At 68.0% G+C, this 21,508-nt stretch carries 23 protein-coding genes and 2 tRNA genes; 12 read left to right on the forward strand and 13 right to left on the reverse strand.

Annotation, left to right across the window (positions count from 1 at the left end):
- Positions 1–33: 33 nt before the first annotated feature.
- A complete protein-coding gene (locus ACFY9N_RS07725; protein WP_391477851.1) occupies positions 34–1,734 on the reverse strand; it encodes a long-chain-fatty-acid--CoA ligase in 1,701 nt (566 codons plus the stop codon).
- A 74-nt stretch (positions 1,735–1,808) separates the two neighbouring features.
- Between ACFY9N_RS07725 and gatC the strand changes: the two genes are divergently transcribed.
- From gatC to ACFY9N_RS07755, 6 genes are read left to right on the forward strand one after another with little or no spacing between them, the layout of a single operon-like run.
- Positions 1,809–2,108 (forward strand): Asp-tRNA(Asn)/Glu-tRNA(Gln) amidotransferase subunit GatC, encoded by a 300-nt coding sequence (gene gatC, locus ACFY9N_RS07730; protein WP_029259178.1) that lies wholly within the window; start codon positions 1,809–1,811, stop codon positions 2,106–2,108.
- Positions 2,105–3,622, forward strand: a complete 1,518-nt coding sequence (gene gatA, locus ACFY9N_RS07735) for an Asp-tRNA(Asn)/Glu-tRNA(Gln) amidotransferase subunit GatA (protein WP_391477852.1) — start codon at positions 2,105–2,107, stop codon at positions 3,620–3,622. Before gatC ends, gatA begins: the two co-directional genes overlap by 4 nt.
- Positions 3,622–5,136 carry an Asp-tRNA(Asn)/Glu-tRNA(Gln) amidotransferase subunit GatB gene (gene gatB / locus ACFY9N_RS07740; protein WP_391477853.1) on the forward strand — a complete coding sequence of 505 codons (1,515 nt, stop codon included), beginning with the start codon at positions 3,622–3,624 and terminating at the stop codon, positions 5,134–5,136. The genes gatA and gatB overlap by 1 nt, the downstream gene beginning before the upstream one ends.
- Positions 5,137–5,187: 51 nt before the next feature.
- On the forward strand, positions 5,188–6,444 hold the full coding sequence (gene dinB, locus ACFY9N_RS07745) for a DNA polymerase IV (protein WP_391477855.1): 1,257 nt from the start codon (positions 5,188–5,190) through the stop codon (positions 6,442–6,444).
- Positions 6,445–6,481: 37 nt separating this feature from the next.
- Complete coding sequence (locus tag ACFY9N_RS07750; RefSeq protein WP_391477856.1) at positions 6,482–6,799, forward strand: hypothetical protein; 318 nt, start codon at positions 6,482–6,484, stop codon at positions 6,797–6,799.
- On the forward strand, positions 6,783–7,364 hold the full coding sequence (locus ACFY9N_RS07755; protein WP_391477857.1) for a hypothetical protein: 582 nt from the start codon (positions 6,783–6,785) through the stop codon (positions 7,362–7,364). The genes ACFY9N_RS07750 and ACFY9N_RS07755 overlap by 17 nt, the downstream gene beginning before the upstream one ends.
- Before the next feature lie 13 nt (positions 7,365–7,377).
- Here the strand turns inward: ACFY9N_RS07755 and ACFY9N_RS07760 are convergent, their stop codons facing one another.
- From ACFY9N_RS07760 to orn, 6 genes are all read right to left on the reverse strand, one after another.
- On the reverse strand, positions 7,378–7,863 hold the full coding sequence (locus ACFY9N_RS07760; RefSeq protein WP_391477858.1) for a DUF2017 family protein: 486 nt from the start codon (positions 7,861–7,863) through the stop codon (positions 7,378–7,380).
- Entirely contained in the window at positions 7,860–8,156 is a 297-nt protein-coding gene (gene clpS, locus ACFY9N_RS07765; protein WP_391477860.1) for an ATP-dependent Clp protease adapter ClpS, read from the reverse strand. Before clpS ends, ACFY9N_RS07760 begins: the two co-directional genes overlap by 4 nt.
- Entirely contained in the window at positions 8,153–8,500 is a 348-nt protein-coding gene (locus ACFY9N_RS07770) for a metallopeptidase family protein (RefSeq protein ID WP_391477861.1), read from the reverse strand. Before ACFY9N_RS07770 ends, clpS begins: the two co-directional genes overlap by 4 nt.
- Before the next feature lie 27 nt (positions 8,501–8,527).
- On the reverse strand, positions 8,528–9,160 hold the full coding sequence (locus ACFY9N_RS07775; RefSeq protein ID WP_391477862.1) for a LysE family transporter: 633 nt from the start codon (positions 9,158–9,160) through the stop codon (positions 8,528–8,530).
- Between the two features lie 78 nt (positions 9,161–9,238).
- Positions 9,239–9,314 (reverse strand) — tRNA-His (locus ACFY9N_RS07780).
- Positions 9,315–9,350: 36 nt separating this feature from the next.
- Complete coding sequence (orn, locus tag ACFY9N_RS07785; RefSeq protein ID WP_391477863.1) at positions 9,351–9,977, reverse strand: oligoribonuclease; 627 nt, start codon at positions 9,975–9,977, stop codon at positions 9,351–9,353.
- A 60-nt stretch (positions 9,978–10,037) separates the two neighbouring features.
- Here orn and ACFY9N_RS07790 point away from each other — a divergent pair.
- Positions 10,038–10,109: transfer RNA gene (locus tag ACFY9N_RS07790), tRNA-Arg, on the forward strand.
- A 34-nt stretch (positions 10,110–10,143) separates the two neighbouring features.
- Here ACFY9N_RS07790 and ACFY9N_RS07795 read toward each other — a convergent pair.
- Entirely contained in the window at positions 10,144–10,416 is a 273-nt protein-coding gene (locus ACFY9N_RS07795) for a hypothetical protein (RefSeq protein WP_391477864.1), read from the reverse strand.
- A 204-nt stretch (positions 10,417–10,620) separates the two neighbouring features.
- Between ACFY9N_RS07795 and ssb the strand changes: the two genes are divergently transcribed.
- The 4 genes from ssb (at position 10,621) to ACFY9N_RS07815 (ending at position 13,953) form a co-directional block, all read left to right on the forward strand.
- Positions 10,621–11,151, forward strand: coding sequence for a single-stranded DNA-binding protein (gene ssb / locus ACFY9N_RS07800; protein WP_391477866.1), 531 nt, complete (start codon positions 10,621–10,623; stop codon positions 11,149–11,151).
- A 71-nt stretch (positions 11,152–11,222) separates the two neighbouring features.
- Positions 11,223–11,711, forward strand: a complete 489-nt coding sequence (locus tag ACFY9N_RS07805; RefSeq protein ID WP_391477867.1) for a DUF6993 domain-containing protein — start codon at positions 11,223–11,225, stop codon at positions 11,709–11,711.
- 61 nt (positions 11,712–11,772) lie between these two features.
- Positions 11,773–13,452: an energy-dependent translational throttle protein EttA gene (ettA, locus tag ACFY9N_RS07810; RefSeq protein WP_391477868.1), complete on the forward strand. Its 1,680-nt coding sequence runs from the start codon at positions 11,773–11,775 to the stop codon at positions 13,450–13,452.
- Positions 13,453–13,458: 6 nt separating this feature from the next.
- Entirely contained in the window at positions 13,459–13,953 is a 495-nt protein-coding gene (locus ACFY9N_RS07815; protein WP_391477869.1) for an acyl-CoA thioesterase, read from the forward strand.
- A gap of 51 nt (positions 13,954–14,004) precedes the next feature.
- Here ACFY9N_RS07815 and ACFY9N_RS07820 read toward each other — a convergent pair whose 3' ends face one another.
- Positions 14,005–14,892 (reverse strand): acyl-CoA thioesterase, encoded by an 888-nt coding sequence (locus ACFY9N_RS07820; protein WP_391477870.1) that lies wholly within the window; start codon positions 14,890–14,892, stop codon positions 14,005–14,007.
- A gap of 49 nt (positions 14,893–14,941) precedes the next feature.
- Here ACFY9N_RS07820 and ACFY9N_RS07825 point away from each other — a divergent pair, with 49 nt between their 5' ends.
- Entirely contained in the window at positions 14,942–15,613 is a 672-nt protein-coding gene (locus ACFY9N_RS07825; RefSeq protein WP_391477871.1) for a hypothetical protein, read from the forward strand.
- 20 nt (positions 15,614–15,633) lie between these two features.
- Here ACFY9N_RS07825 and ACFY9N_RS07830 read toward each other — a convergent pair whose 3' ends face one another.
- The 4 genes from ACFY9N_RS07830 to pepN all read right to left on the reverse strand — a co-directional run bounded on the left by ACFY9N_RS07830 (position 15,634) and on the right by pepN (position 21,463).
- Positions 15,634–17,292 carry an FAD-binding dehydrogenase gene (locus ACFY9N_RS07830; protein WP_391477872.1) on the reverse strand — a complete coding sequence of 553 codons (1,659 nt, stop codon included), beginning with the start codon at positions 17,290–17,292 and terminating at the stop codon, positions 15,634–15,636.
- The gene (locus ACFY9N_RS07835) at positions 17,289–17,738 is read right to left on the reverse strand and encodes a globin (RefSeq protein WP_391477873.1); all 450 of its coding nucleotides are present in this window, start codon (positions 17,736–17,738) and stop codon (positions 17,289–17,291) included. The genes ACFY9N_RS07830 and ACFY9N_RS07835 overlap by 4 nt, the downstream gene beginning before the upstream one ends.
- Positions 17,735–18,811 carry a mechanosensitive ion channel family protein gene (locus ACFY9N_RS07840; protein WP_391477875.1) on the reverse strand — a complete coding sequence of 359 codons (1,077 nt, stop codon included), beginning with the start codon at positions 18,809–18,811 and terminating at the stop codon, positions 17,735–17,737. Before ACFY9N_RS07840 ends, ACFY9N_RS07835 begins: the two co-directional genes overlap by 4 nt.
- A 99-nt stretch (positions 18,812–18,910) precedes the next feature.
- Positions 18,911–21,463 (reverse strand): aminopeptidase N, encoded by a 2,553-nt coding sequence (gene pepN / locus ACFY9N_RS07845; protein WP_391477876.1) that lies wholly within the window; start codon positions 21,461–21,463, stop codon positions 18,911–18,913.
- Between the last annotated feature and the right edge of the window lie 45 nt (positions 21,464–21,508).

Here is a 21,508-nt window from a genome sequence, read left to right on the forward strand (position 1 = left end):
CCCCGAGGCCTCCGCGCGCCTGTGAGGGCGACCTCAGGAGCCGGACGTGAGCGCGAGCAGACGCTCCTTGACCTGGCGTCGGAGTACCTTGCCGATGAGGGACTTCGGCAGTTCGTCCACGACGAAGAGTCGGCGTGGAACCTTGTACGGCGTGAGAATGCCCCGGACGAACTCCCGGATCGCCTCGATGTCGACATCGGCCCCACCGTCGACGACGATCGCGGCGGCGACCTCCTCGCCGGAGTGCGCGCTGGGTAGACCGACGACCGCGGCGTCGGTGATCTGCGGATGCTGGCGCAGCGCGTTCTCGACCTCTGTCGGGGCGACGTTGAACCCGCCGGTGATGATGAGCTCCTTGATCCGATCGACGATCCGCACGAAGCCCGCCTCGTCGATCGTGACGATATCTCCGGTGCGGTACCAGCCGTCGACGAAGACGGCATCCGTCTCGTCCGGCTTGCCGTAGTAGCCGGAGAACACCTGGGGGCCGCGCACGACGAGTTCGCCGGCGGATCCGGCCGGGACATCGACGGTCGGGTTCTCCGGATCGACGACGCGGCACTCGGTGCCCGGGAGCGGAAGCCCGACGGTACCGGGAACGCGGTTGTCGGCGACCGGGTTGGCCATGAGCACCGGCGAGCATTCGCTGAGCCCGTAGCCCTCGACGAGGAAACCGTGCGTCGCCGCTTCGAAGGGAACGACGAGTTCGTGCGGCAGCGCCATGGCCCCGGAGATCGCGACCTCGATGCCGTCGAGCGAGACGCCCTTCTGGTTCGCGGCCGCGAGCAGGCGATCGGCGATCGGCGGCACGAGCGGCAGGAACGTGGCCGGATGCTTCTTCATCGCGTCGAGCACGAGATCGGGGTCGAACTTGGGGAAGAGCACGAGGCGGGCCCCCATCGACATCGCGAACGTGAGGCACAGCGTGAGGCCGTAGGCATGGAACATCGGGAGGACGGCGTATACGACGCAGCCCTTGCCGCGCTGGATCGACGGCACCCATGCCTTCGCCTGGGCGGCGTTTGCCAGGAGGTTCCGATGGGTGAGCGACGCGCCCTTGGGTGTGCCGGTCGTGCCCGAGGTGTACTGGATGATGGCGAGGTCGTCCGTCGACGGGCGCGGGTGCGACGCCGGGATCGGGGCGTGCACGAGCAGCGACTCCCAGGTCACGGTGCCTCGCACGCGGGTGGTGAGGGCCGCGCGGGATTCGCGAGCCTTCGCGACGGGCAGACGGAGCGCCACGCGGGTCAGGAACGGCATGGCGGTCGTCACATCGACCGAGACGAGCGTCGACACCGCGAGGTCTGCCGGGAACTCCTGAACGGTCGACACGACCTTGTTCCAGATGATCGCATGCTTCGCCCCGTGGTCCTCGAACTGCTTGCGCAGCTCGCGCGGTGTGTAGAGCGGGTTGTGCTCGACGACCACGGCGCCGAGGCGCAGCACGGCGTAGAACGCGACGATGTGCTGCGGGCAGTTCGGCAGCACGATCGCCACGGGGTCACCGGCCCGCACACCGAGGTCGCGGAGTCCGCCGGCGACGCGGTCGATCGCGTCCTGCAACTCGGCGTAGGTGGTCTCGCGGCCGAAGAACTGCAGCGCCGGTGCGTCGGGGTAGTCGCGCACCGATTCGGCGACGATGTCGATCAGGGATCCCGTCACGGGGGCGAGGTCTTCCGGGACGCCGTCTGCGTAGCTGGCGACCCACGGGCGAGGAGGCAGGAACGTACTCACGCGCCCCAGCATAGGCGGAGGGATCGAACGCGCGTGGGCGGCTGTGGAGGAAGGCGCTGACTAGACTTGGAGGCGTGTCTGAAATCACCCCTGAACTCGTGCGCCATCTCGGTGTGCTCGCACGCATCCAGCTGAACGACGACGAGGTGTCGCGGCTCACGGGCCAGCTCGACGCGATCGTCGACAACATCGCGAAGGTCTCGGAGGTCGCGACGGCCGATGTCGTCGCGACGAGCCATCCGATTCCGCTGAGCAACGTCTTCCGTCCCGATGTCGTCGGGCAGACGTTGACGCACGAGCAGGTGCTGCAGAACGCCCCGGATGCCGCGGACGGCCGTTTCCGCGTCACCGCGATCCTGGGAGAAGAGCAGTGAGCGACATCATCCGCCTGGACGCGTCCGACCTCGCGGCGAAGCTCGCCGCAGGAGAGGTGTCGAGCGTCGAAGCCACGCAGGCCCACCTCGACCGCATCGCGGCCGTCGACGGCGATGTCCATGCGTTCCTCCACGTGAACGCCGGGGCGCTCGACGCAGCAGCAGCGATCGATGCGCGCCGTGCCGCGGGCGAGGACCTGGGGCCGCTCGCGGGAGTGCCGCTGGCGATCAAGGACGTGCTGGTCACCACCGACCAGCCCACGACCAGCGGCTCGCGGATCCTCGAGGGGTACCGTTCGCCGTACGACGCGACGGTCGTCGCCCGGTCGCGTGCGGCGGGTCTGGTGCCGCTCGGCAAGACCAACATGGACGAGTTCGCGATGGGCTCGTCGACCGAGCACTCGGCATACGGTTCCACGCGCAACCCGTGGGATCTCGAGCGCATCCCCGGCGGATCCGGCGGCGGCTCGGCCGCGGCCGTCGCCGCCTTCGAGGCCCCGGTCGCTCTCGGCTCCGACACCGGCGGATCGATCCGCCAGCCCGCCCACGTGACGGGAACCGTCGGCGTGAAGCCGACCTACGGCGGCGTCAGCCGATACGGCGCGATCGCCCTGGCGTCCAGCCTCGACCAGGTCGGCCCCGTGTCGCGCACCGTGCTCGACTCCGGGCTTCTGCACGACGTCATCGCCGGTCACGACCCGAAGGACTCGACGTCCCTGGCGGACGCATGGCCGTCGTTCGCCGAGGCCGCCCGCGAGGGTGCGCGCGGCGACGTGCTCAAGGGTCTCAAGGTCGGCGTGATCCGCGAGCTTCCCGACAGCGGTTTCCAGCCCGGCGTCGCGGCGTCCTTCCGCGCCTCGCTCGCGCTCATGGAGGCCCAGGGAGCCGAGATCGTCGAGATCGGTGCCCCTCACTTCGAGTACGGAGTCGCGGCGTACTACCTGATCCTTCCTGCGGAGGCGTCCAGCAACCTCGCGAAGTTCGACTCCGTGCGCTTCGGTCTGCGGGTCACGCCCGACGGGAACCCGACGGTCGAGGACGTCATGTCCGCGACGCGCGACGCCGGTTTCGGCGACGAGGTCAAGCGCCGCATCATCCTCGGCACCTATGCGCTGTCGGCGGGTTACTACGACGCGTACTACGGCAGCGCGCAGAAGGTGCGCACGCTCATCCAGCAGGACTTCGCGGCGGCCTTTTCGGAGGTCGACGTGATCGCGACGCCGTCGGCGCCCACCACCGCGTTCAAGCTCGGCGAGAAGATCGACGACCCGCTGCAGATGTACCTGAACGACTTCACGACGATCCCGGCGAACCTCGCGGGCGTGCCGGGGATCTCGATTCCGAGCGGCCTGTCCGACGACGACGGTCTTCCCGTCGGCATCCAGTTCATCGCTCCGGCGCGTGAGGACGCTCGTCTCTATCGGGTGGGCGCCGCGCTCGAGACGCTCCTCGTCGATTCGTGGGGAGCCCCGCTGCTCTCCCGCGCACCCCAGCTCGCAGGAGGGAACCGCTGATGGCCGCTGCCAAGCTCATGGACTTCGACAAGGCTCTGGAACTCTTCGAGCCCGTGCTCGGGTTCGAGGTCCACGTCGAGCTCAACACGAACACGAAGATGTTCTCGGACGCGCCGAACCCGGCGAACGAGGCGTACCACGCCGCCGAGCCGAACACCCTCATCGCGCCGGTCGACCTCGGTCTCCCCGGTTCGCTTCCGGTCGTGAACGAGACGGCTATCCGCTCGTCGATCAGCCTCGGACTCGCGCTCGGTTGCTCGATCGCCGAGTCGAGCCGTTTCGCCCGCAAGAACTACTTCTACCCGGACCTCGGCAAGAACTACCAGATCTCGCAGTACGACGAGCCGATCGCCTACGAGGGATCGGTCGAGGTCGAACTGGAGGACGGCACGCTCATCACCATCCCGATCGAACGCGCGCACATGGAGGAGGACGCCGGCAAGCTGACCCACATGGGAGGCGCGACCGGTCGCATCCAGGGCGCGGAGTACTCGCTCGTCGACTACAACCGAGCGGGTGTGCCTCTGGTCGAGATCGTGACCAAGGTGATCATGGGCACGGAGCACCGTGCACCGGAGGTGGCGAAGGCATACGTGGCAGCGATCCGCGACATCGTGCGCGGTCTGGGCATCTCGGAGGCCCGCCTCGAGCGCGGCAACCTGCGCTGCGACGCGAACGTGTCGCTGCGCCGCCGCGGTGAGGAGAAGCTCGGAACCCGCACCGAGACGAAGAACGTCAACTCGATGCGCTCCGTCGAGCGCGCGGTTCGGTACGAGATCCAGCGCCAGGCGCAGATCCTCGCCGACGGCGGCTCGATCACGCAGGAGACGCGTCACTGGCACGAGGACACCGGCACGACGTCGCCGGGTCGTCCGAAGTCGGATGCCGACGACTACCGCTACTTCCCGGAGCCGGACCTCCTTCCGGTCGAGCCGGCGGCCGAGCTGATCGAGGAGCTCCGGGCGGCATTGCCCGAGCAGCCGGTCGCACGCCGCCGTCGCCTCATGACCGAGTGGGGCTTCACCGATCTCGAGTTCCAGGACGTGCGCAACGGCGGCATCCTCGACGAGGTCGAGGCGACGATCGCCGCCGGAGCCGCGCCCGCGGCCGCCCGTAAATGGTGGACCGGCGAGATCGCCCGTCTCGCCAATGCGCAGGAGAAGGAAGCCGCTGCACTGGTCAGCCCGCAGAACGTCGCGGCTCTCCAGAAGCTGGTCGATGCGGGAACGCTCACCGACAAGCTCGCCCGTCAGGTGCTCGAAGGCGTCATCGCCGGCGAGGGAACGCCGCAGGAGGTCGTCGATGCCCGCGGACTCGCGGTCGTGTCGGACGACGGCGCGCTGATCGCGGCGATCGACGACGCGTTCGCCGCGCAGCCGGACGTCCTCGCGAAGATCAAGGACGGCAAGGTGCAGGCCGCCGGCGCCGTGATCGGCGCGGTCATGAAGGCCATGAAGGGCCAGGCGGACGCCGCGCGCGTGCGCGAGCTGATCCTCGAGCGCGCCGCGCAGTAGAACCTCGTTCTCCCTCGGGCCGGTGTCGGTGGTCCGAGGGAGAATGTTCACATGGGGCACGGAGACGGCAGAGGGCGCATGGTGTCGCCGGCGGGAGCCGACGACACCGGAACGCGCATTCTGCATGTCGACATGGACGCGTTCTACGCGGCGGTGGAGATTCTCGACGACCCGAGCCTTCGCGGACTCCCGATCATCATCGGAGCCCCCGACGGTCGTTCGGTGGTCTCCAGCGCGTCGTACGAGGCCCGTCGGTACGGCGTGCGCTCGGCGATGCCGGTGTCGCAGGCGATCAGGCTGTGCCCGTCGGCGCGGATCGTGATGCCGCACTTCCGCCGGTACCAAGAGGTGTCGCGGCAGGTCATGGCGATCTTCGAGTCGTTCACGCCTCTGGTCGAACCGCTGTCCGTCGACGAGGCCTTCCTCGACGTGCAGGGTGTGCGGCGCCTGTGGGGCAGCCCGGGAGAGATCGCTCGACTCGTGCGCGAGCGCGTGGCGGACGAGGTCGGCATCACGTGCAGCGTCGGCGTCGCCGCGACGAAGCACGTCGCGAAGATGGCGTCGACCATCGCGAAGCCCGACGGGATGCTGGTCGTCCCCGCCGCGCGTACGCTCGAGTTCCTCTCACCGAGACCCGTCCGCGCCATGTGGGGCGTCGGACCGAAGGCGGCGGAAGCGCTCGAGGCGCGCGGCATCCGCACGATCGGAGACATCCGGGAATCCTCTCCCGAGATGCTCGACCGCGCCGTCGGCTCGGCGTTGAGCGCGCGTCTCGCGCAGCTCGCGCGGGGAGAGGATGCCCGAGCCGTCGACACCGAACGCGTGGAGAAGAGCATCGGGCACGAGGAGACGTTCGAGCACGACATCCTCGACCGTCCGTTCCTGCGTGCGGAACTGCTGCGGCTCGCCGACCGGGTCGCCGCCCGCCTCCGCCGCGCGCAGTGGGAGGCGGCCACGGTTTCGATCAAGATCCGCTTCGATGACTTCCGCACGGTGAACCGTTCTCAGACGCTTCCCGAGCCCACCGCGGTCGGGCAGCGCATCGGCGAGGCTGCGCAGGTCCTGTTCGAGCAGATCGACCGTCGAGATCCGGTTCGACTCGTCGGAGTGCGGGCCGAGAAGCTCCAGCCGGCGGGCGGCGGCGCGATGGGACTCTGGGACGACGACGAGGACTGGCGGCGCGTCGAAGGAGCGGTCGACGATGCCGTTGCGCGGTTCGGGAACGCGACCATCACCCGCGCGCGCCACATCGGGCGCGGCGAGGGGCGAGGCGCTGCCCAGCACCCACGGGCTCACGGCGTGGATTGACGCTCCACGACCCGGCGCTGTCGACTAGCGTGGTCACATGCCGAACATTGCACTGGAACTCGGAAAGCAGGCCGCGTCCTTCGGGGTCAAGAGCGCATACGGAGAGCCGCAGGACGTCGACGGCGTCAGCATCACTCCGGTCGCCTTCACCTACTCGGGCTTCGGCGGCGGGAGTGGCGATGGCGCGGAAGGCGGTGGCGGCGGGGGAGTCTCCGTTCCGGTCGGCGTCTACGTGCGTCGTGAAGAGGGGCTCCGGTTCGAGCCGAACATCGTGACCCTGCTGGTCGTGGCGGTGCCGTTCGTCTGGGTCGCCGGGCGAGCCCTGTCGCGCATCATCCGTGCACTCAAGAAGTGACGATCCCGTCGCTGCGGCACTCGCTCGCGCGGCGGATCTGATCCGCGACGATGTCCGCGCGCTGGCCGCGTCGAACCCGGTCGTCCTCATCGACGGCTGCAGCGGGGCGGGGAAATCCTCCCTGGCGGCCCGCGTCGCGAGGCACTGGCCGCTCGCCGGTCGCGTGCAGGTCATCGCCCTCGATTCGCTCTACCCCGGGTGGGACGGCCTCGATGGGGGCGTGGAGCGAGCGTTGGACGGCGTGCTCCGTCCGCACGGTCGCGGAAAGCACGGCGCGTGGCGGCGCTGGGACTGGGGAGACGGTACCGAAGCGGAGACGCACGCTGTCGACCCCGCTCTCGGTGTGGTCATCGAGGGGAGCGGCCTGCTGACCCCCGCCACGGCGGCGCTCGGCGATGTGCGCGTGTGGCTCGAGGCCCCGGAGCCTGTGCGTAAGAACCGGGCGCTGACGCGCGATGGAGAGACCTATCGTCCGCATTGGGAGCGCTGGGCGGCGCAGGAGCGCCGGCACATCGCTCGGGACGACCCGCGCTCATTGGCGACTCGGATCGTCGATATCCCGTGAGCCGGGGAGCGGGTCAGGCGTCCAGTTCCGCATCGATGAGGAGCTCGAGGCGGTACCCGATCCAGTCGTAGATCCCGAACCGCGGATCCTCCGGGTCGTGGTCGTCGTCCTCGAGGATCCCGAGGCGGGTGGCGAGGACCAGTCGGACGGCGTTCAAGGTCCGCAACCACGCGTCGACCTCGCTGCGCGGGATCTTGAGGGTGTGCGCGTGGAGCGCGTCATCGTCGGTCATCGTTGCGCGGAAGGCGTCGAACGACGCGAGCGCGCGGCGCACCGTATCGGCATCGGCGAGGCGGCGGTCGAGGAGGTCGTCCCGCATGGCCGCGACGAACTCCTGCGATGCCTGTTCATCATCGGGGTACGGATTCGGCGCGAGACGTTCGAGCGCCGCATCGTCGTCGGCCCTCGACGAGAGCAGGGTGCTGAATTCGTCGATCACCTCTCCCAGCCGCACGCCCTCGAGCGTGACGAGGGTGATCTCGACGGACTCGGCGGTCATTGCGGAGCCCGCCGCACAGTCGCCCAGAGCCCGAACTCGTGCATCGCCTGTGCGTGGACCTCCATGGTCTCCCGCGGTCCGCTGGCGACGATCGCGTGCCCGTCGTGGTGCACGGCGAGCATCAGGGAGGTCGCGTGATCGACCGAGTAGCCGAAGTACGTCCGGAACACCCGAACGACGTAGCTCATGAGATTCACCGGGTCGTTCCACACGACGACCTGCCAGGGTTCGAGCGGCGCGGCACGGAGGTCGATGTCCTCTGCGATGTCCGGGGTCGCGGTCGGCGTGCTCATGCCCACCCCAGTTCGTGGAGCCGGTCGTCATCGAGCCCGTAGAAGTGGGCGATCTCGTGCACGAGTGTGGTGTGGATCTCGTCGCGGAGCTCGCCCTCGTCGTCGCACACGGCGAGGTGAGGTTCGCGATAGACGACGATCCGATCGGGCAGTTCGCCCATTCCGTACTGGGTGCGTTCGGTGAGGGCCAGACCGTCGTACAGGCCGAGGAGGTCGAGACTGCCGTCCTCCGGGCGATCCTCGACGACGAAGACGACGTTGTCGAGTCCGTCGACCATGTCATCGGGCAGCAGATCGAGCTCGTCGACGACGAGGGTTTCGAAGGTCGCGGCATCCATTTCCATCGTCCACAGCCTAGGGGCCGCGCAAGATCAGTGCAGGAAGACGAGGAGTCCGGCGACCGCGATGAAGAGGATGCCGAAGACGGAGTTGAGGGCGCGCTGGCCCTTCGCGGTGCGTGTGAAGCGTCGGAACGGGCGCGCGGCTGCGGCGAAGAACCCCCACATCACGAGGACGTCGACGACGATGACGGTGGCCAGGAGGATCAGGTACTGCGGTAACGGGGGTTCGTCGAGGCGGATGAACTGCGGGATGAAGGCGAGGAAGAAGACGATCGCCTTGGGGTTGAGCAGGTTGACCCAGAACCCGCGACGGATCATGGACCAGTGGCCCTCGCGTACGTCGACGAGCTCGAGGCTGTCGTCGACCGCGGGAGCCTGGGGCTTCGCCAGAATGAGCCGCAGGCCGAGGTACACGAGGTAGGCGGCACCCGCATATCGGATGCCGTTGAACAGGATCTCGGATCGGGAGACGAGAAGCCCCACACCGGCGGCGACGATCACGACGTGGACGACGAGCGCGAGCTGCTGCCCGATGATTCCCCAGATCGATCGCCGCCACCCCTGGGAGAGGGCATTCGACATCGTGTTGATGGCGCCGGCGCCCGGCGTGAAGCTGATCACCACGGATGCCGTCAGAAGCGAGAACCAGACCGCAAGTGACACCTCGTCAGTCTAGGGCGCGACGCGGGGAGTGAAACGGCAAAGCGAAAGGCCCGAGTCCGGGGACTCGGGCCTTTCGTGTGGGGTGAGTAACGGGACTCGAACCCGCGACATCCGGCACCACAAGCCAGCGCTCTACCAGCTGAGCTATACCCACCATGTGCCTGCCGAAGCAGGCAACCAGACGAGTCTATTACATGTTTGGGGTGAACTCTGACACGGTGCGCTGGGCGATGGTCTTCGCGTCGTCGCTGGAGGGTCCGGGCTCGTCGACGAACACCGCTTCCCGGTAGTAGCGGAGCTCACGGATGGACTCGAGGATGTCGGCGAGCGCGCGGTGGCCGCCGTCCTTCGTCGGGGCCTGGAAGAACACCCGCGGGTACCACCTCCGGGAGAGTTCCTTGATGCTGGAAACGTCGACGTTGCGGTAGTGCAGCCACTGATCGATCTGCGGCATGTACTTCGCGAGGAACATGCGGTCGGTGCCGATCGTGTTCCCGGCGAGGGGAGCCTTGCGCTCGACCGGCACGAAGCGGCGGATGTACGCGAGAGTCTGCGCTTCGGCCTCTTCGAGCGTCACACCGAGGGGGATCTCTTCGATCAGGCCCGACTTCTCGTGCATCTTCGTGACGAAGTCGTTCATGTTCTCGAGCGAGGCCTGGCTCGGGCGAATCACGATCTGGAACCCCGGATCGACGGGTTGGAGCTCGAAATCCGTGATCACGACCGCGATCTCGACGAGTTCGTCGATCGAGAGATCGAGTCCCGTCATCTCACAGTCGATCCATACGAGACGATCGTTCTCCGACGCAGATACCATGTCGTCATCCTATCGACGGCTCCGACATCGGGGCTCGGGCACGGTACGGTAGTGCTATTCGCCTCCGTAGCTCAGCGGAAGAGCAGCGGCCTTCTAATCCGCCGGTCGCAGGTTCGAATCCTGCCGGGGGCACGACTGCGTCATCGATTCGCTCCTGGCGATGGCGTCATGAGTATCGCAACGCCGAGATCGCGTCGTCGACCCGCCAGAACTCTCCGACTAGGCGGAAGACCCCGGACTCGAGGTGCAGACGTTCGGCGCGATAGCGCAGACCGAGCGGGTCGGTGGCGACGCGGAGATGGCCGAGGACTCGACCGGAACCGTTGTCTTGCACGCGCCACAACTGATCGGCGGCGCGAATCAGGTGTTCGCGCGTCGAGGCGATGCGGGGCGTGATCCACGGCTGTGCCGTGGCGGGGGCGATCAGTGTGTCGTTCATGAGTTCTCCTTCCGCTTCGAACATATGACCGACCACCGACATTCGGATCGGCGTTGGCGACGGACTCTTCCTGCACGCTGACCGGGGATTCCCGTCTGTCCACGATCGCTGTGATCGTCCCCTCTCCGCGTCCTCCGCGTGGCGCAGTCTGGAGCGCGTCGGGCGAAAGGCTCGGATAACGATGAGGCAGTGAAGGAGAACGAGATGTCGGACACGGTGACGATCATCGGCAAGGTGGCGACCGACCCCAATCGAGCGCAGACCGGGGGAGGGGTGGCGGTGACGAACTTCCGCCTCGCGAGTACCCATCGTCGCTTCGATCAATCGACGCAGGCGTGGGTGGACGCGGGCACCAATTGGTACTCCGTAGCGGCCTATCGGCAACTCGGCGAGCACGCCAAGGCGTCGCTGCGCTCCGGCGACAGCGTGATCGTCACCGGTCGCCTGCGCATCCGCACCTGGGAGAGCAACGGGAAGAACGGCACGAGTGTCGACATCGATGCGGATGCGATCGGGCACGATCTTCGATGGGGCACGTCGGCGTATCTGCGCGCGAGCCGCGCGTCAGCGGCCGGCGACGCGCCGGTTGCGCGAAGCGGTGCGGATGCCGACGCCTCCCGTGGGGAAGGCGCCTCCCATGGTGAAGATGAGGACGAGCCCCTGGCTCTCGACACGTCGTGGGCCGTGGTCGATGATGACGAACTCGAGGACGAGAAGGCGGCCGTGCTCTCGTGAGAGACGCAGGACCGAGACAGAGGCCGTGTCGCGTGACGGGGGTCGTCGTCGGCGCCCCGTAGACTCGGGGCGTGCTTCGACGATCGGTTATCCCCGTCACGCGCGCGGTCGTCGGTGCATCCGCCGTCGCCGCCGCTCTCGTGCTCGCCGGCTGCGTCGGCGATCCAGAGCCGTCGCCCACCTCCGGCTCGCCTTCGCCGACCGTGACGGACGCACCGGCCGAAGTTGTCTTCCTGCCGGATGGTTCCGCGGACGACAACCTGCCGATCTTCGCGCAGACCGCCAAGGGCGTATGGGAGTCGGAGCAGCGCGGCGAGGGCCGCGCGTACGTCGATGCCCTGGTCGCCGTCGGGTTCGACAAAGCGGCGATGCAGGTCACGAACGATCAGTCGACGGTGGGGAACGCGGCCGAGAGCCTGATGTTCTCGGTCCGCTGGGGCGACAGCGAATGCCTCATCGGACAGGTGGGGCCGTCGACCGGCCAGCTAGTGACCCAGGTGATGCCGCAACTCGCCGAGGGGCGATGCCTCATCGGCGCCACGCGCGCGATCGACTGGTGACCCGCACTCCAGCCGGTAGGCTGGAGTGTCGATCAGACGCCGACAGAAGGAGCGATTTCCGGTGGCAGAGTACATCTACTCGATGGTCCGTGCGCGCAAGGCGGTGGGCGAGAAGCTCATCCTCGATGACGTCACGATGGCCTTCCTTCCCGGAGCGAAGATCGGCATGGTCGGCCCGAACGGTGCCGGTAAGTCGACGATCCTCAAGATCATGGCCGGTCTCGACACGCCGTCGAACGGCGAGGCGAAGCTGTCTCCGGGGTTCAGCGTCGGCATTCTCATGCAGGAGCCGGAGCTCGACGAGTCGAAGACCGTGATCGAGAACATCCAGGACGGCATCGCGATCAAGGCGAAGCTCGACCGCTTCAACGAGATCTCCGCGCTGATGGCCGACCCCGACGCCGACTTCGACGCGCTTCTGGCCGAGATGGGAACGCTGCAGGAGGAGATCGACGCGGCCGACGGCTGGGATCTCGACTCGCAGCTCGAGCAGGCGATGGACGCGCTCCGCACGCCGCCCGCCGACGCGGCGATCGCTCCTCTCTCGGGCGGTGAGAAGCGCCGTGTGGCACTCGCCAAGCTACTGCTGCAGAAGCCCGACCTTCTGCTGCTCGACGAGCCCACCAACCACCTCGACGCCGAGAGCGTCCTGTGGCTAGAGCAGCACCTCCAGGCCTACAAGGGTGCGGTGATCGCGATCACCCACGACCGCTACTTCCTGGACCACGTCGCCGAGTGGATTGCCGAGGTCGACCGCGGCCGCCTGATCGGCTACGAGGGCAACTACTCGACGTACCTCGAGAAGAAGGGCGAGCGACTCGAGATCCAGGGCAAGAAGGACGCGAAGCTCGCCAAGCGCCTCAAAGAGGAACTCGAGTGGGTCCGCTCCAGCGCGAAGGGGCGTCAGACGAAGTCGAAGGCCCGCCTCGCCCGCTACGAGGAGATGGCAGCCGAGGCCGAGCGCACCCGGAAGTTGGACTTCGAAGAGATCCAGATCCCCGCGGGTCCGCGTCTCGGAAGCATCGTCATCGACGCGAAGAACCTCCAGAAGGGGTTCGACGGACGCTCCCTCATCGACGGTCTCAGCTTCAGCCTCCCGCCGAACGGAATCGTCGGTGTGATCGGACCGAACGGTGTCGGAAAGACCACGCTTTTCAAGACCATCGTGGGGCTGGAGCCGCTCGACGGCGGCAGCCTGAAGATCGGTGAGACGGTCAAGATCAGCTACGTCGACCAGTCCCGCGCGAGCATCGACCCCGACAAGACGCTGTGGGAGGTCGTCTCCGACGGCCTCGACTTCATCACCGTTGGCAAGACGGAGATCCCGTCGCGCGCCTACGTGTCGAAGTTCGGATTCAAGGGGCCCGACCAGCAGAAGAAGGCCGGTGTGCTCTCCGGTGGTGAGCGCAACCGCCTGAACCTCGCCCTCACCCTCAAGGAGGGCGGAAACCTCCTCCTCCTCGACGAGCCCACGAACGACCTCGACGTCGAGACCCTGAGCTCGCTCGAGAATGCCCTGCTCGAGTTCCCCGGTTGCGCCGTGGTCATCACGCACGACCGGTGGTTCCTCGACCGCATCGCCACGCACATCCTGGCCTACGAGGGAACCGACGAGAAGCCCGACCAGTGGTACTGGTTCGAGGGCAACTTCGAGGCGTACGAGGAGAACAAGATCGAGCGCCTCGGGCCGGACGCGGCGAAGCCGCACCGCTCGACGCACCGCAAGCTCACGCGCGACTGAGTGCCGATGTCCGAATCGAGCACCGCGGCAGGACCGCGTCTGCATATCCCCATCCACTTGCGCTGGGGCGACCTGGACGCGTTCAACCACGTCAACAACACCTCCATGCTCAAGCTCCTCGAAGAGGCGCGTGTGCGGGCGTTCTGGCGTGCGGGACCGGGGGAGGAGGCTCCCTCGACCGCCGTGCTCGATTCGGGGATCGACGAGGGGGTGCTCACCCTCATCGCGCGTCAGGAGATCGAGTACCTCGCGCCCGTGCCGTACCAGCGCCGGCCGCTCGAGGTGCAGATGTGGTTCGGCAAGCTCGGCGGATCGAGCGTCGAGGTCTGCTACGAGGTCCACAACGACCCCGCCTCCGAACCCCGGGTCATCTACGCCCGCTCGACCGCGATCATCGTGCTGGTCGACGCCCGGACCGGGCGACCGACCCGCCTCACCGGCGAGATGCGCGAGGCGTGGGAGCCGTACATCGGCGAGTCGATCCAGTACGCCCACCGCTGAGCGGATCGCCGGCCCGCCCCTCGATCAGGCGCTCGGCCGCTGGACCCGCGATCAGGCGCTCTCCGGCACACGGATCATGATCTCCTGCGCGACGCTGGCGATCAGTGCGCCCTCGCGGGTGTAGATGCGTCCCGTCGCCAATCCACGGCCGCCACGAGCGTTCGGAGACTCCTGCACGTAGAGCAACCACTCGTCCACGCGCGCGGGCCGGTGCCACCACATCGCATGGTCGAGACTCGCCACCTTCAATCCGGGCAGTGCCCAGAAGACACCGTGCGCGCGCAGGATCGACTCCTGGATCGTCATGTCGCTGAGATACGCCAGTGCCGCCCGGTGCAGACGCGGATCGTCGGGCAGTGGAGCGCGCATGCGCATCCATACGGCCTGCCGGGGGACCCGTTCACCATCGCCGGGCAGGTAGAGCGGGCGCCCGACATGGCGGATGTCGGCTGCGCGATCGGTCAGCATCCTCATCGCCCCGCCGGGAAGGCCGTCGAGGGTGTCCTCGTCAGGCTGGAGCGTCTCGGGGTCGGGAACCCCTTCCGGGAGCGGCTCGGCGTGCTCGACGCCGGGGTCTTCGTCCTGGAAGGACGCGATCATCGAGAAGATCGGCACGCCGTTCTGATAGGCCTGCGACCGGCGGGTCGAGAAGGATCGGCCGTCGTGGATGCGATCGACCGCGATCGTGATGCCCTGCGCCGAGTCGCCCGGGCGCAGGAAGTATCCGTGCATCGAGTGCACCGGTCGGTCCTCGGGCAGCGTGCGCTCGGCGGCGATGAGGCTCTGCGCGAGCACCTGGCCGCCGTAGATCCGTCCGGTCGGCATCGGGTGCGATGCACCCGTGAAGATGTCCTCGGTGGTGCGCGCCTGCGTCGAATCGAGATCGAGCACATCGAGCAGTTGCTCGACGGTGCGGACTGCGTGGCTCTCGGCGCTCATGTCTCCCTCTCCGCGGCCGGACCACCGCTCGGTTGATAGTTTAGAACCCGTGCCTCACGACCTCCTCCTCGCCGATCGCGAGACCGCGAAAGACGTCCTCACCTTCCTCGGACGGGCGGTACGGATCACCGACGAAGGTGTGCGTCTGCAGGCGGCGAACGGGGTTCTCGCCCTCACGACCGCGGCGCTGGCACCCCAGGGGCTGTTCGATCAGACCCCCACGGTGCTCGCGATGCGGATCGTCCACGCCGATCCGGAGTTGCAGTGCGACATCGTGGTTGACCGGCTGACGGCGGGCGATGACGATGCGCGGCTCGCCCTCCCGGACACGGGACTCTCACCGGCATGGGCGGGCGTCGCCCCGCCCCGCAGCGGGTGGGAGAAGATCGCCGCCCTTCCGGCATCCGCCATCGCGAACCGCGCCCAGTGGGGGATCTCCGCCGTCGCGCGTGGCGCGACCCCGGGGTCCGGTGAGGAGGCCGTCCGCGCGCTGCGCGCCGCCATCTGGGGCGAACCGGACGAGGAACTCGCGGGACTGCCCCGCGGTGTCGCCTTCGCCGCGGATGCGCTCGGGTTCATATCCGGCGAGGAACAGGTTCCGGTCACGCGTTCAGGACGGTGGTCGCGCCTCGCATTCCGCCGCGGGCATGTGCTCGCCCGCGGTCCCGTCGCGAGCGGCCTCACGGCTGTTCGCGGCACGGGCGTCCTCGGTTCCCACTGACGATCAGAAGCCGCTCCGGCTCAACGCGCGGCGGCGCGTCCAGCCTGTCGACCTGAGAACAGGCATCCGCCCAGGAACGTCCCCTCGAGCGCGCGGTAGCCGTGTACGCCGCCGCCGCCGAAACCGCTCGCCTCGCCGGCGGCGAAGAGGCCGGGAACGGGCGAGCCGTCGCTGTCGAGCGCACGCCCGTCGAGGTCCGTCTGGATACCGCCGAGCGACTTGCGGGTGAGCACGTGGAGCTTCACCGCGACCATCGGGCCGGCGGAGGGATCCTGCAGCCGATGCGGTGACGCCGTGCGGATGAGCTTGTCGCCGCGGTAGCTGCGCATCGAACGGAGCATGCCGATCTGCGCATCCTTCGTGAAGTCGTTCTCGATCTCGCGGTCGCGCGCCTGCACCTCGCGCCTCACGTTGTCGATGTCGAGAAGTTCGCCGCCCGGGTGCGCCCGCATCTGTTCGAGCAGGGCCTCGAGATCGTTCTCGACGATGAAGTCGGCTCCCTCGTCGAGGAAGGATTGGACGGGACCCGTCGGTCCTTTGGCGAGTCGCGACTTCAGCAGCAGCCCGACGTCCTTGCCGGTGAGATCCGGATTCTGCTCGCTCCCGGAGAGAGCGAACTCTTTCTCGATGATCTGGCGGGAGGTGACGAACCACGAATGATCGTGCCCCGTCGTACGCAGGTGCGCGAGCGTACCGAGCGTGTCGAACCCCGGGTACAGCGGCACGGGCAGCCGTGATCCGGTCGCATCGAGCCAGAGCGACGACGGTCCGGGAAGGATTCGGATGCCGTGCATCGGCCACACCGGAGCCCAGTTCGTGATGCCCTCGACGTAGTGCCACATCCGGTCGCCGTTGATCAACCGCGCACCGGCCCCGGCGGACACGGCCTGCATCGAGCCGTCGACGTAGGCCGGCACGCCGGTGAGCATGTGCGTCGGCGGAGTGCCGAGCCGCTCGGGCCAGGCCGCACGCACCAGGTCGTGATTGCCGCCGATCCCGCCCGAGGCGACGATCGTCGAACCGGCCGTGATCTCGAAGTCGCCCACCACTTCGCGCGATGACGCGACGCCGCGTTCCTCACCGGTCGCGGCGAAGACATCGCCACGTGCACCGGCGACCGCTCCCTCGGTCGTGAGGAGGGCCGTGACGCGATGACGGGGCAGGACGGTGAGCCGTCCCTCGCGCTCGCCCTGTTCGACGCGTGCGGCGAACGGTGCGACCACACCCGGTCCGGTGCCCCAGGTGATGTGGAACCGCGGGACGGAGTTCCCCGGGCCGATCGCCCCGTACCCTCCGCGCTCTGCCCACCCCACGACGGGGAAGAATCCGACCCTGCGTTCGCGCAGCCAGGCCCGCTTCTCGCCGGCGGCGAACTGCAGATACGCCTCCGCCCATCGACGTGGCCACTCGTCCTCCGGACGATCGAAACCGGCGGAACCGAACCAGTCCTGCGTCGCGAGCTCGAGGGAGTCACGGATGCCGAGGCGTCGCTGCTCCGGCGAGTCGATGAAGAACAGCCCGCCGAACGACCACCACGCCTGTCCACCGAGGTTCGTGCGCGGCTCCTGATCGATGAGCACGACGCGGCGACCCGCGTCGAGTGCTTCCGCAGCCGCGACGAGTCCCGCCAACCCCCATCCGATCACCAGGACATCCGTGGACAGGGGCGGTTTCGTCATGGTGTCTCCGTTGAATCCTGACGTGAGCGGGTCTCGAGCGTGGGGCGGCCGTCTGCGCCGGTGCCGATTCCCGACGGCTCGAATGTGTTCACCATGGCATACGCGGCGCGTTCGAGGTAGTCCCACAGCGTGGATTCGTGCAGAGGCGACAACTCGGCCTCGTCGACGGCGGTGCGCATGCAGCGGAGCCAACGATCACGGGCATCCGGGTCGACGTGGAACGGCATGTGGCGCATGCGCAACCGCGGGTGCCCGCGGGTCTCACCGTAGGTGGTGGGGCCGCCCCAGTACTGCTCGAGGAACAGCAGCAGGCGTTCCTCGGCCGGGCCGAGGTCCTCTTCGGGGTACATCGGCTTCAGCACCGGATCGATCGCGACCTCGCGGTAGAAGACCGAGACGATCTTCGCGAACGTCTCGCGGCCACCGACCTCGTCGTAGAACGTCACTTCTCGGTGCTCCCGTCGCCGGTCGTGGGCTTCTTGCGTCGCCAGATCCCCCGGTCCGGGACCACGGGGACCCCGGTCACGGCGTTCGGGCGGGTCTTGGGGGGATTCGCGCCACGGACGCGGCGTGCGCCATCGAGTCCGGTGGGGACCACGGCCTGCATCCGGGGGATCGTGATCTCCTTCTCGGCCAGCGCCGAGCGGAGACGCTTGCGCAGTTCCTGCGCCACATCGTCCTTCGCGTTCGCGCGGGCCTTGATCACGATGCGGACGACGAGGGCATCGCCCTCGATCGACTCCAAGCCCCAGAGCTCTGGCTTCTCGACGATCCGGGTGCGCCACTTCGGGTCCTTCGCGAGGGCGAGGGCCGTGTCGAGCATCGTCTGCTCGACGACGTCGAGATCGGAGTCGACGGGAACGCCGATGTCGATGATCGCCCGCGCCCAGCCCTGCGACATGTTGCCGATGCGCAGGACCTCGCCGTTGCGCACGTACCAAAGCGTGCCGTTGACGTCGCGCACCTGGGTGATGCGAACGCTCACGTACTCGACCACGCCGGTGGCGAGGCCGAGGTCGACGACGTCGCCGATGCCGATCTGGTCCTCGGCGACGAGGAAGATGCCGTTCAGCACGTCCTTCACGATGTTCTGGGCGCCGAAACCGAGGCCGGCGCCGACTGCGGCGGTGAGCAGCGTCAGGGAGCCGAGCAGACTGTTGTCGATCGCGTTGACGATCAGGACGAGCGCGATGATCACCAGCATCACGTTGACGATGTTCTGGAGGATCGATCCCAGGGTGCGCGTGCGCTGCACGAGTCGCATGTCGGCGAGCGGCGAACGCTCCAGCGCCTGTGTGTCGTCGACCGACGCCTTGTTCTTCGCACTGTCGACGATGCGGTGCACGACGCGCCGGATCACCAGCCGCAGCACGAGCGCGATGAGCACGCAGCTGACGATGATGATCGCGACGGCGAGGGCCTTGAGACCGACGGTGCCGAGAACGCTCATGACGTCCTGCCAGATGGCCGGGACGTCGGTCGGCTCGACGGGATCGGTGTTCTCGGACGGAATGATCATCGCCACCGATTCTAGCGAGCGGGGTTCTGTGCGGCCTGGGTACGCGAAGGGGCCGTGGTCGACGTCCTCCGACGCGCCCCGACCCCTAGGTGCGGGTGATCAGTCGTCGCTGTCGCGGGACTGCGCGGTGAGTGCGCGCTCGACGTCGGCGAGGTTCTCGAGCACGAGACGGCGCAGCGCCGGCGCGGCATCCTGGTGCTCGGACAGCCATGCGCGGGTCGCGTCGCGGAGCGCGACGTCTGCCAGCGCCGTCGGGAACAGCCCCGTGATGAGGTACTGCGCGATCTGGTAGGTGCGCGACTCCCAGACGGGGAGGAGCATCTCGAAGTACGGAGCGACGAACTCGCGGAGCGACTCGGCGCCGGCGGGGTGCACGAAACCGAGTGCCGCCGACCGGACGATCGTGTTGGGGGCATCGTCACGCTCGATCAGAGACGCCCAGGCCGCCTTCTTCGACGCCAGGTCCGGGAGCGCCGCGCGGGCCTGTGCCGCGAACTCGCCGCCCTTGGACGTGTTGTCCGCGGTGAGGGCCGCATCGATCGTCGCCGCATCCGTCGCGCCGATCGTCGCGAGACCCACCAGGAGCTGCCAGTTCAGGTCGGCGTCGATCTCGAGACCGGGGAGCGTCTCCTCGCCCGAACGCAGACGCCCGACGATTCCGGCGTGCTCCGGCGTCACGAGAGACGTGGCGAAGGCGGTGACGAACTGCAGCTGACTGTCGCTGCCGGACTCGGCCGACTCCGCGAGCGCCCACAGGCCGTCCGCGACCTTGAGACGCGCCGCGGCGCGCTCCGCGGGAGCGACGTAGAGATTCGCCGCGGTGCGCAGCTGCGCGAGCGTCGTGCGCACCGTCGTGGACTCGCTCTCGCGGCCGATGTTGCCGAGCACGAGATCGATGTAGTCGGATGCCGCGCTCTCGGCGTCGCGTGTCTGATCCCACGCCGCGCCCCAGACGAGCGAGCGTGCGAGCGGGTCGTGGATGTCGGCGAGATGCGCGATCGCCGTCGCGAGCGAACGCTCGTCGAGGCGGATCTTCGCGTAGGCGAGGTCGTTGTCGTTGAGCAGTACGAGGTCGGGCTGAGCGATGCCCTGCAGCTCGGGGACCTCGGTGCGGTCTCCGTCGACGTCGACCTCGACGTAGTGCGTGCGGGTCAGCGCGCCGTCGGCGAGGGTGTAGAAACCGATGCCGAGGCGGTGCGGGCGGATCGTCGGGTAGTCCGCGGGAGCGGTCTGCGTCACGGCGAAGCGCGAGATCGTGCCGTTGCCGTCCTCGGTGATCACCGGCTCGAGGGTGTTGACCCCGGCGGTCTCGAGCCACTTCTTCGACCAGGTGCTCAGGTCGCGGCCGCTGGTCGCCTCGAGCTCGACGAGCAGATCGCCCAGCTCGGTGTTGCCGAAGGAGTGCTTCTGGAAGTACTGCGACACGCCGGCGAAGAACTCCTCGATCCCCACCCACGCGGCGAGCTGCTTGAGGACGGATCCGCCCTTGGCGTAGGTGATGCCGTCGAAGTTGACCTGCACATCTTCGAGATCGTTGATCTCGGCGACGATGGGGTGCGTCGAAGGGAGCTGGTCCTGGCGGTAGGCCCAGGTCTTCTCCATCGCGTTGAAGGTGGTCCAGGCCTCGGTCCACTCGGTGGCCTCGGCTGTGGCGATGGTGGACGCCCACTCGGCGAACGACTCGTTCAACCAGAGGTCGTTCCACCACTTCATCGTGACCAGGTCGCCGAACCACATGTGCGCGAGCTCGTGCAGGATCGTGACGACGCGACGCTCCTTCACAGCATCCGTCACCTTGCTGCGGAAGACGTAGGTCTCGGTGAAGGTCACGGCGCCGGCGTTCTCCATGGCCCCGGCGTTGAACTCGGGGACGAAGAGCTGGTCGTACTTGGCGAACGGGTAGGGAACACCGAACTTGGACTCGTAGTAGGCGAAGCCCTCCCGGGTCTTGTCGAAGATGTAGTCGGCGTCGAGGTGCTGCCACAGGCTCTTACGACCGTAGACACCGAGCGGGATGACGCGTCCCGACGCGCTCGTGAGCTCGGAGAAGGTCGACTCGTACGGGCCGGCGATCAGCGCCGTGATGTACGAGGAGATGCGCGGGGTCGGCTCGAAGCCCCAGGTCGCGGTGACATGGTCGTCGTGCACGATGGGCTCGGGCGTGGGGGAGTTCGAGATCACCTTCCACGCGGCGGGCGCCGTGATCGTGAACTGGAAGGTCGCCTTGAGGTCGGGCTGCTCGAAGACCGCGAAGACACGGCGCGAGTCGGGCACCTCGAACTGCGAGTAGAGGTAGACCTCGCCGTCGACGGGGTCGACGAAGCGGTGCAGGCCCTCGCCCGTGTTCGTGTAGAGGCAGTCGGCGTCGACGACCAGCACGTTCTCGGCCTGCAGGCCCGTGAGGGTGATGCGCGAGTCCGCGAATACCTCGTTCGGGTCGAGCTGCTCGCCGTTGAGCGAGATCTCGCGCACGTCGCGGGCGATCAGGTCGATGAAGGTGAAGCTGTCGGGCGCCGCCGTGAAGCGGACGACGCTACGGGAACCGAAGATCTCGGCGCCCTTCGTCAGGTCCAGTGCGATGTCGTACGACTCGGTGCCGATGACGTCGCGACGCTCCTGCGCTTCGATACGGGTGAGGTTCTCTCCAGGCACAGCTTTACTCCCAGGGGTGAGGGGTCGTCGCCGGGGAATGGCGCA

Origin of the sequence: Microbacterium sp. NPDC008134 (assembly GCF_042957055.1) — a bacterium.
Taxonomy (GTDB): Bacteria; Actinomycetota; Actinomycetes; order Actinomycetales; family Microbacteriaceae; genus Microbacterium.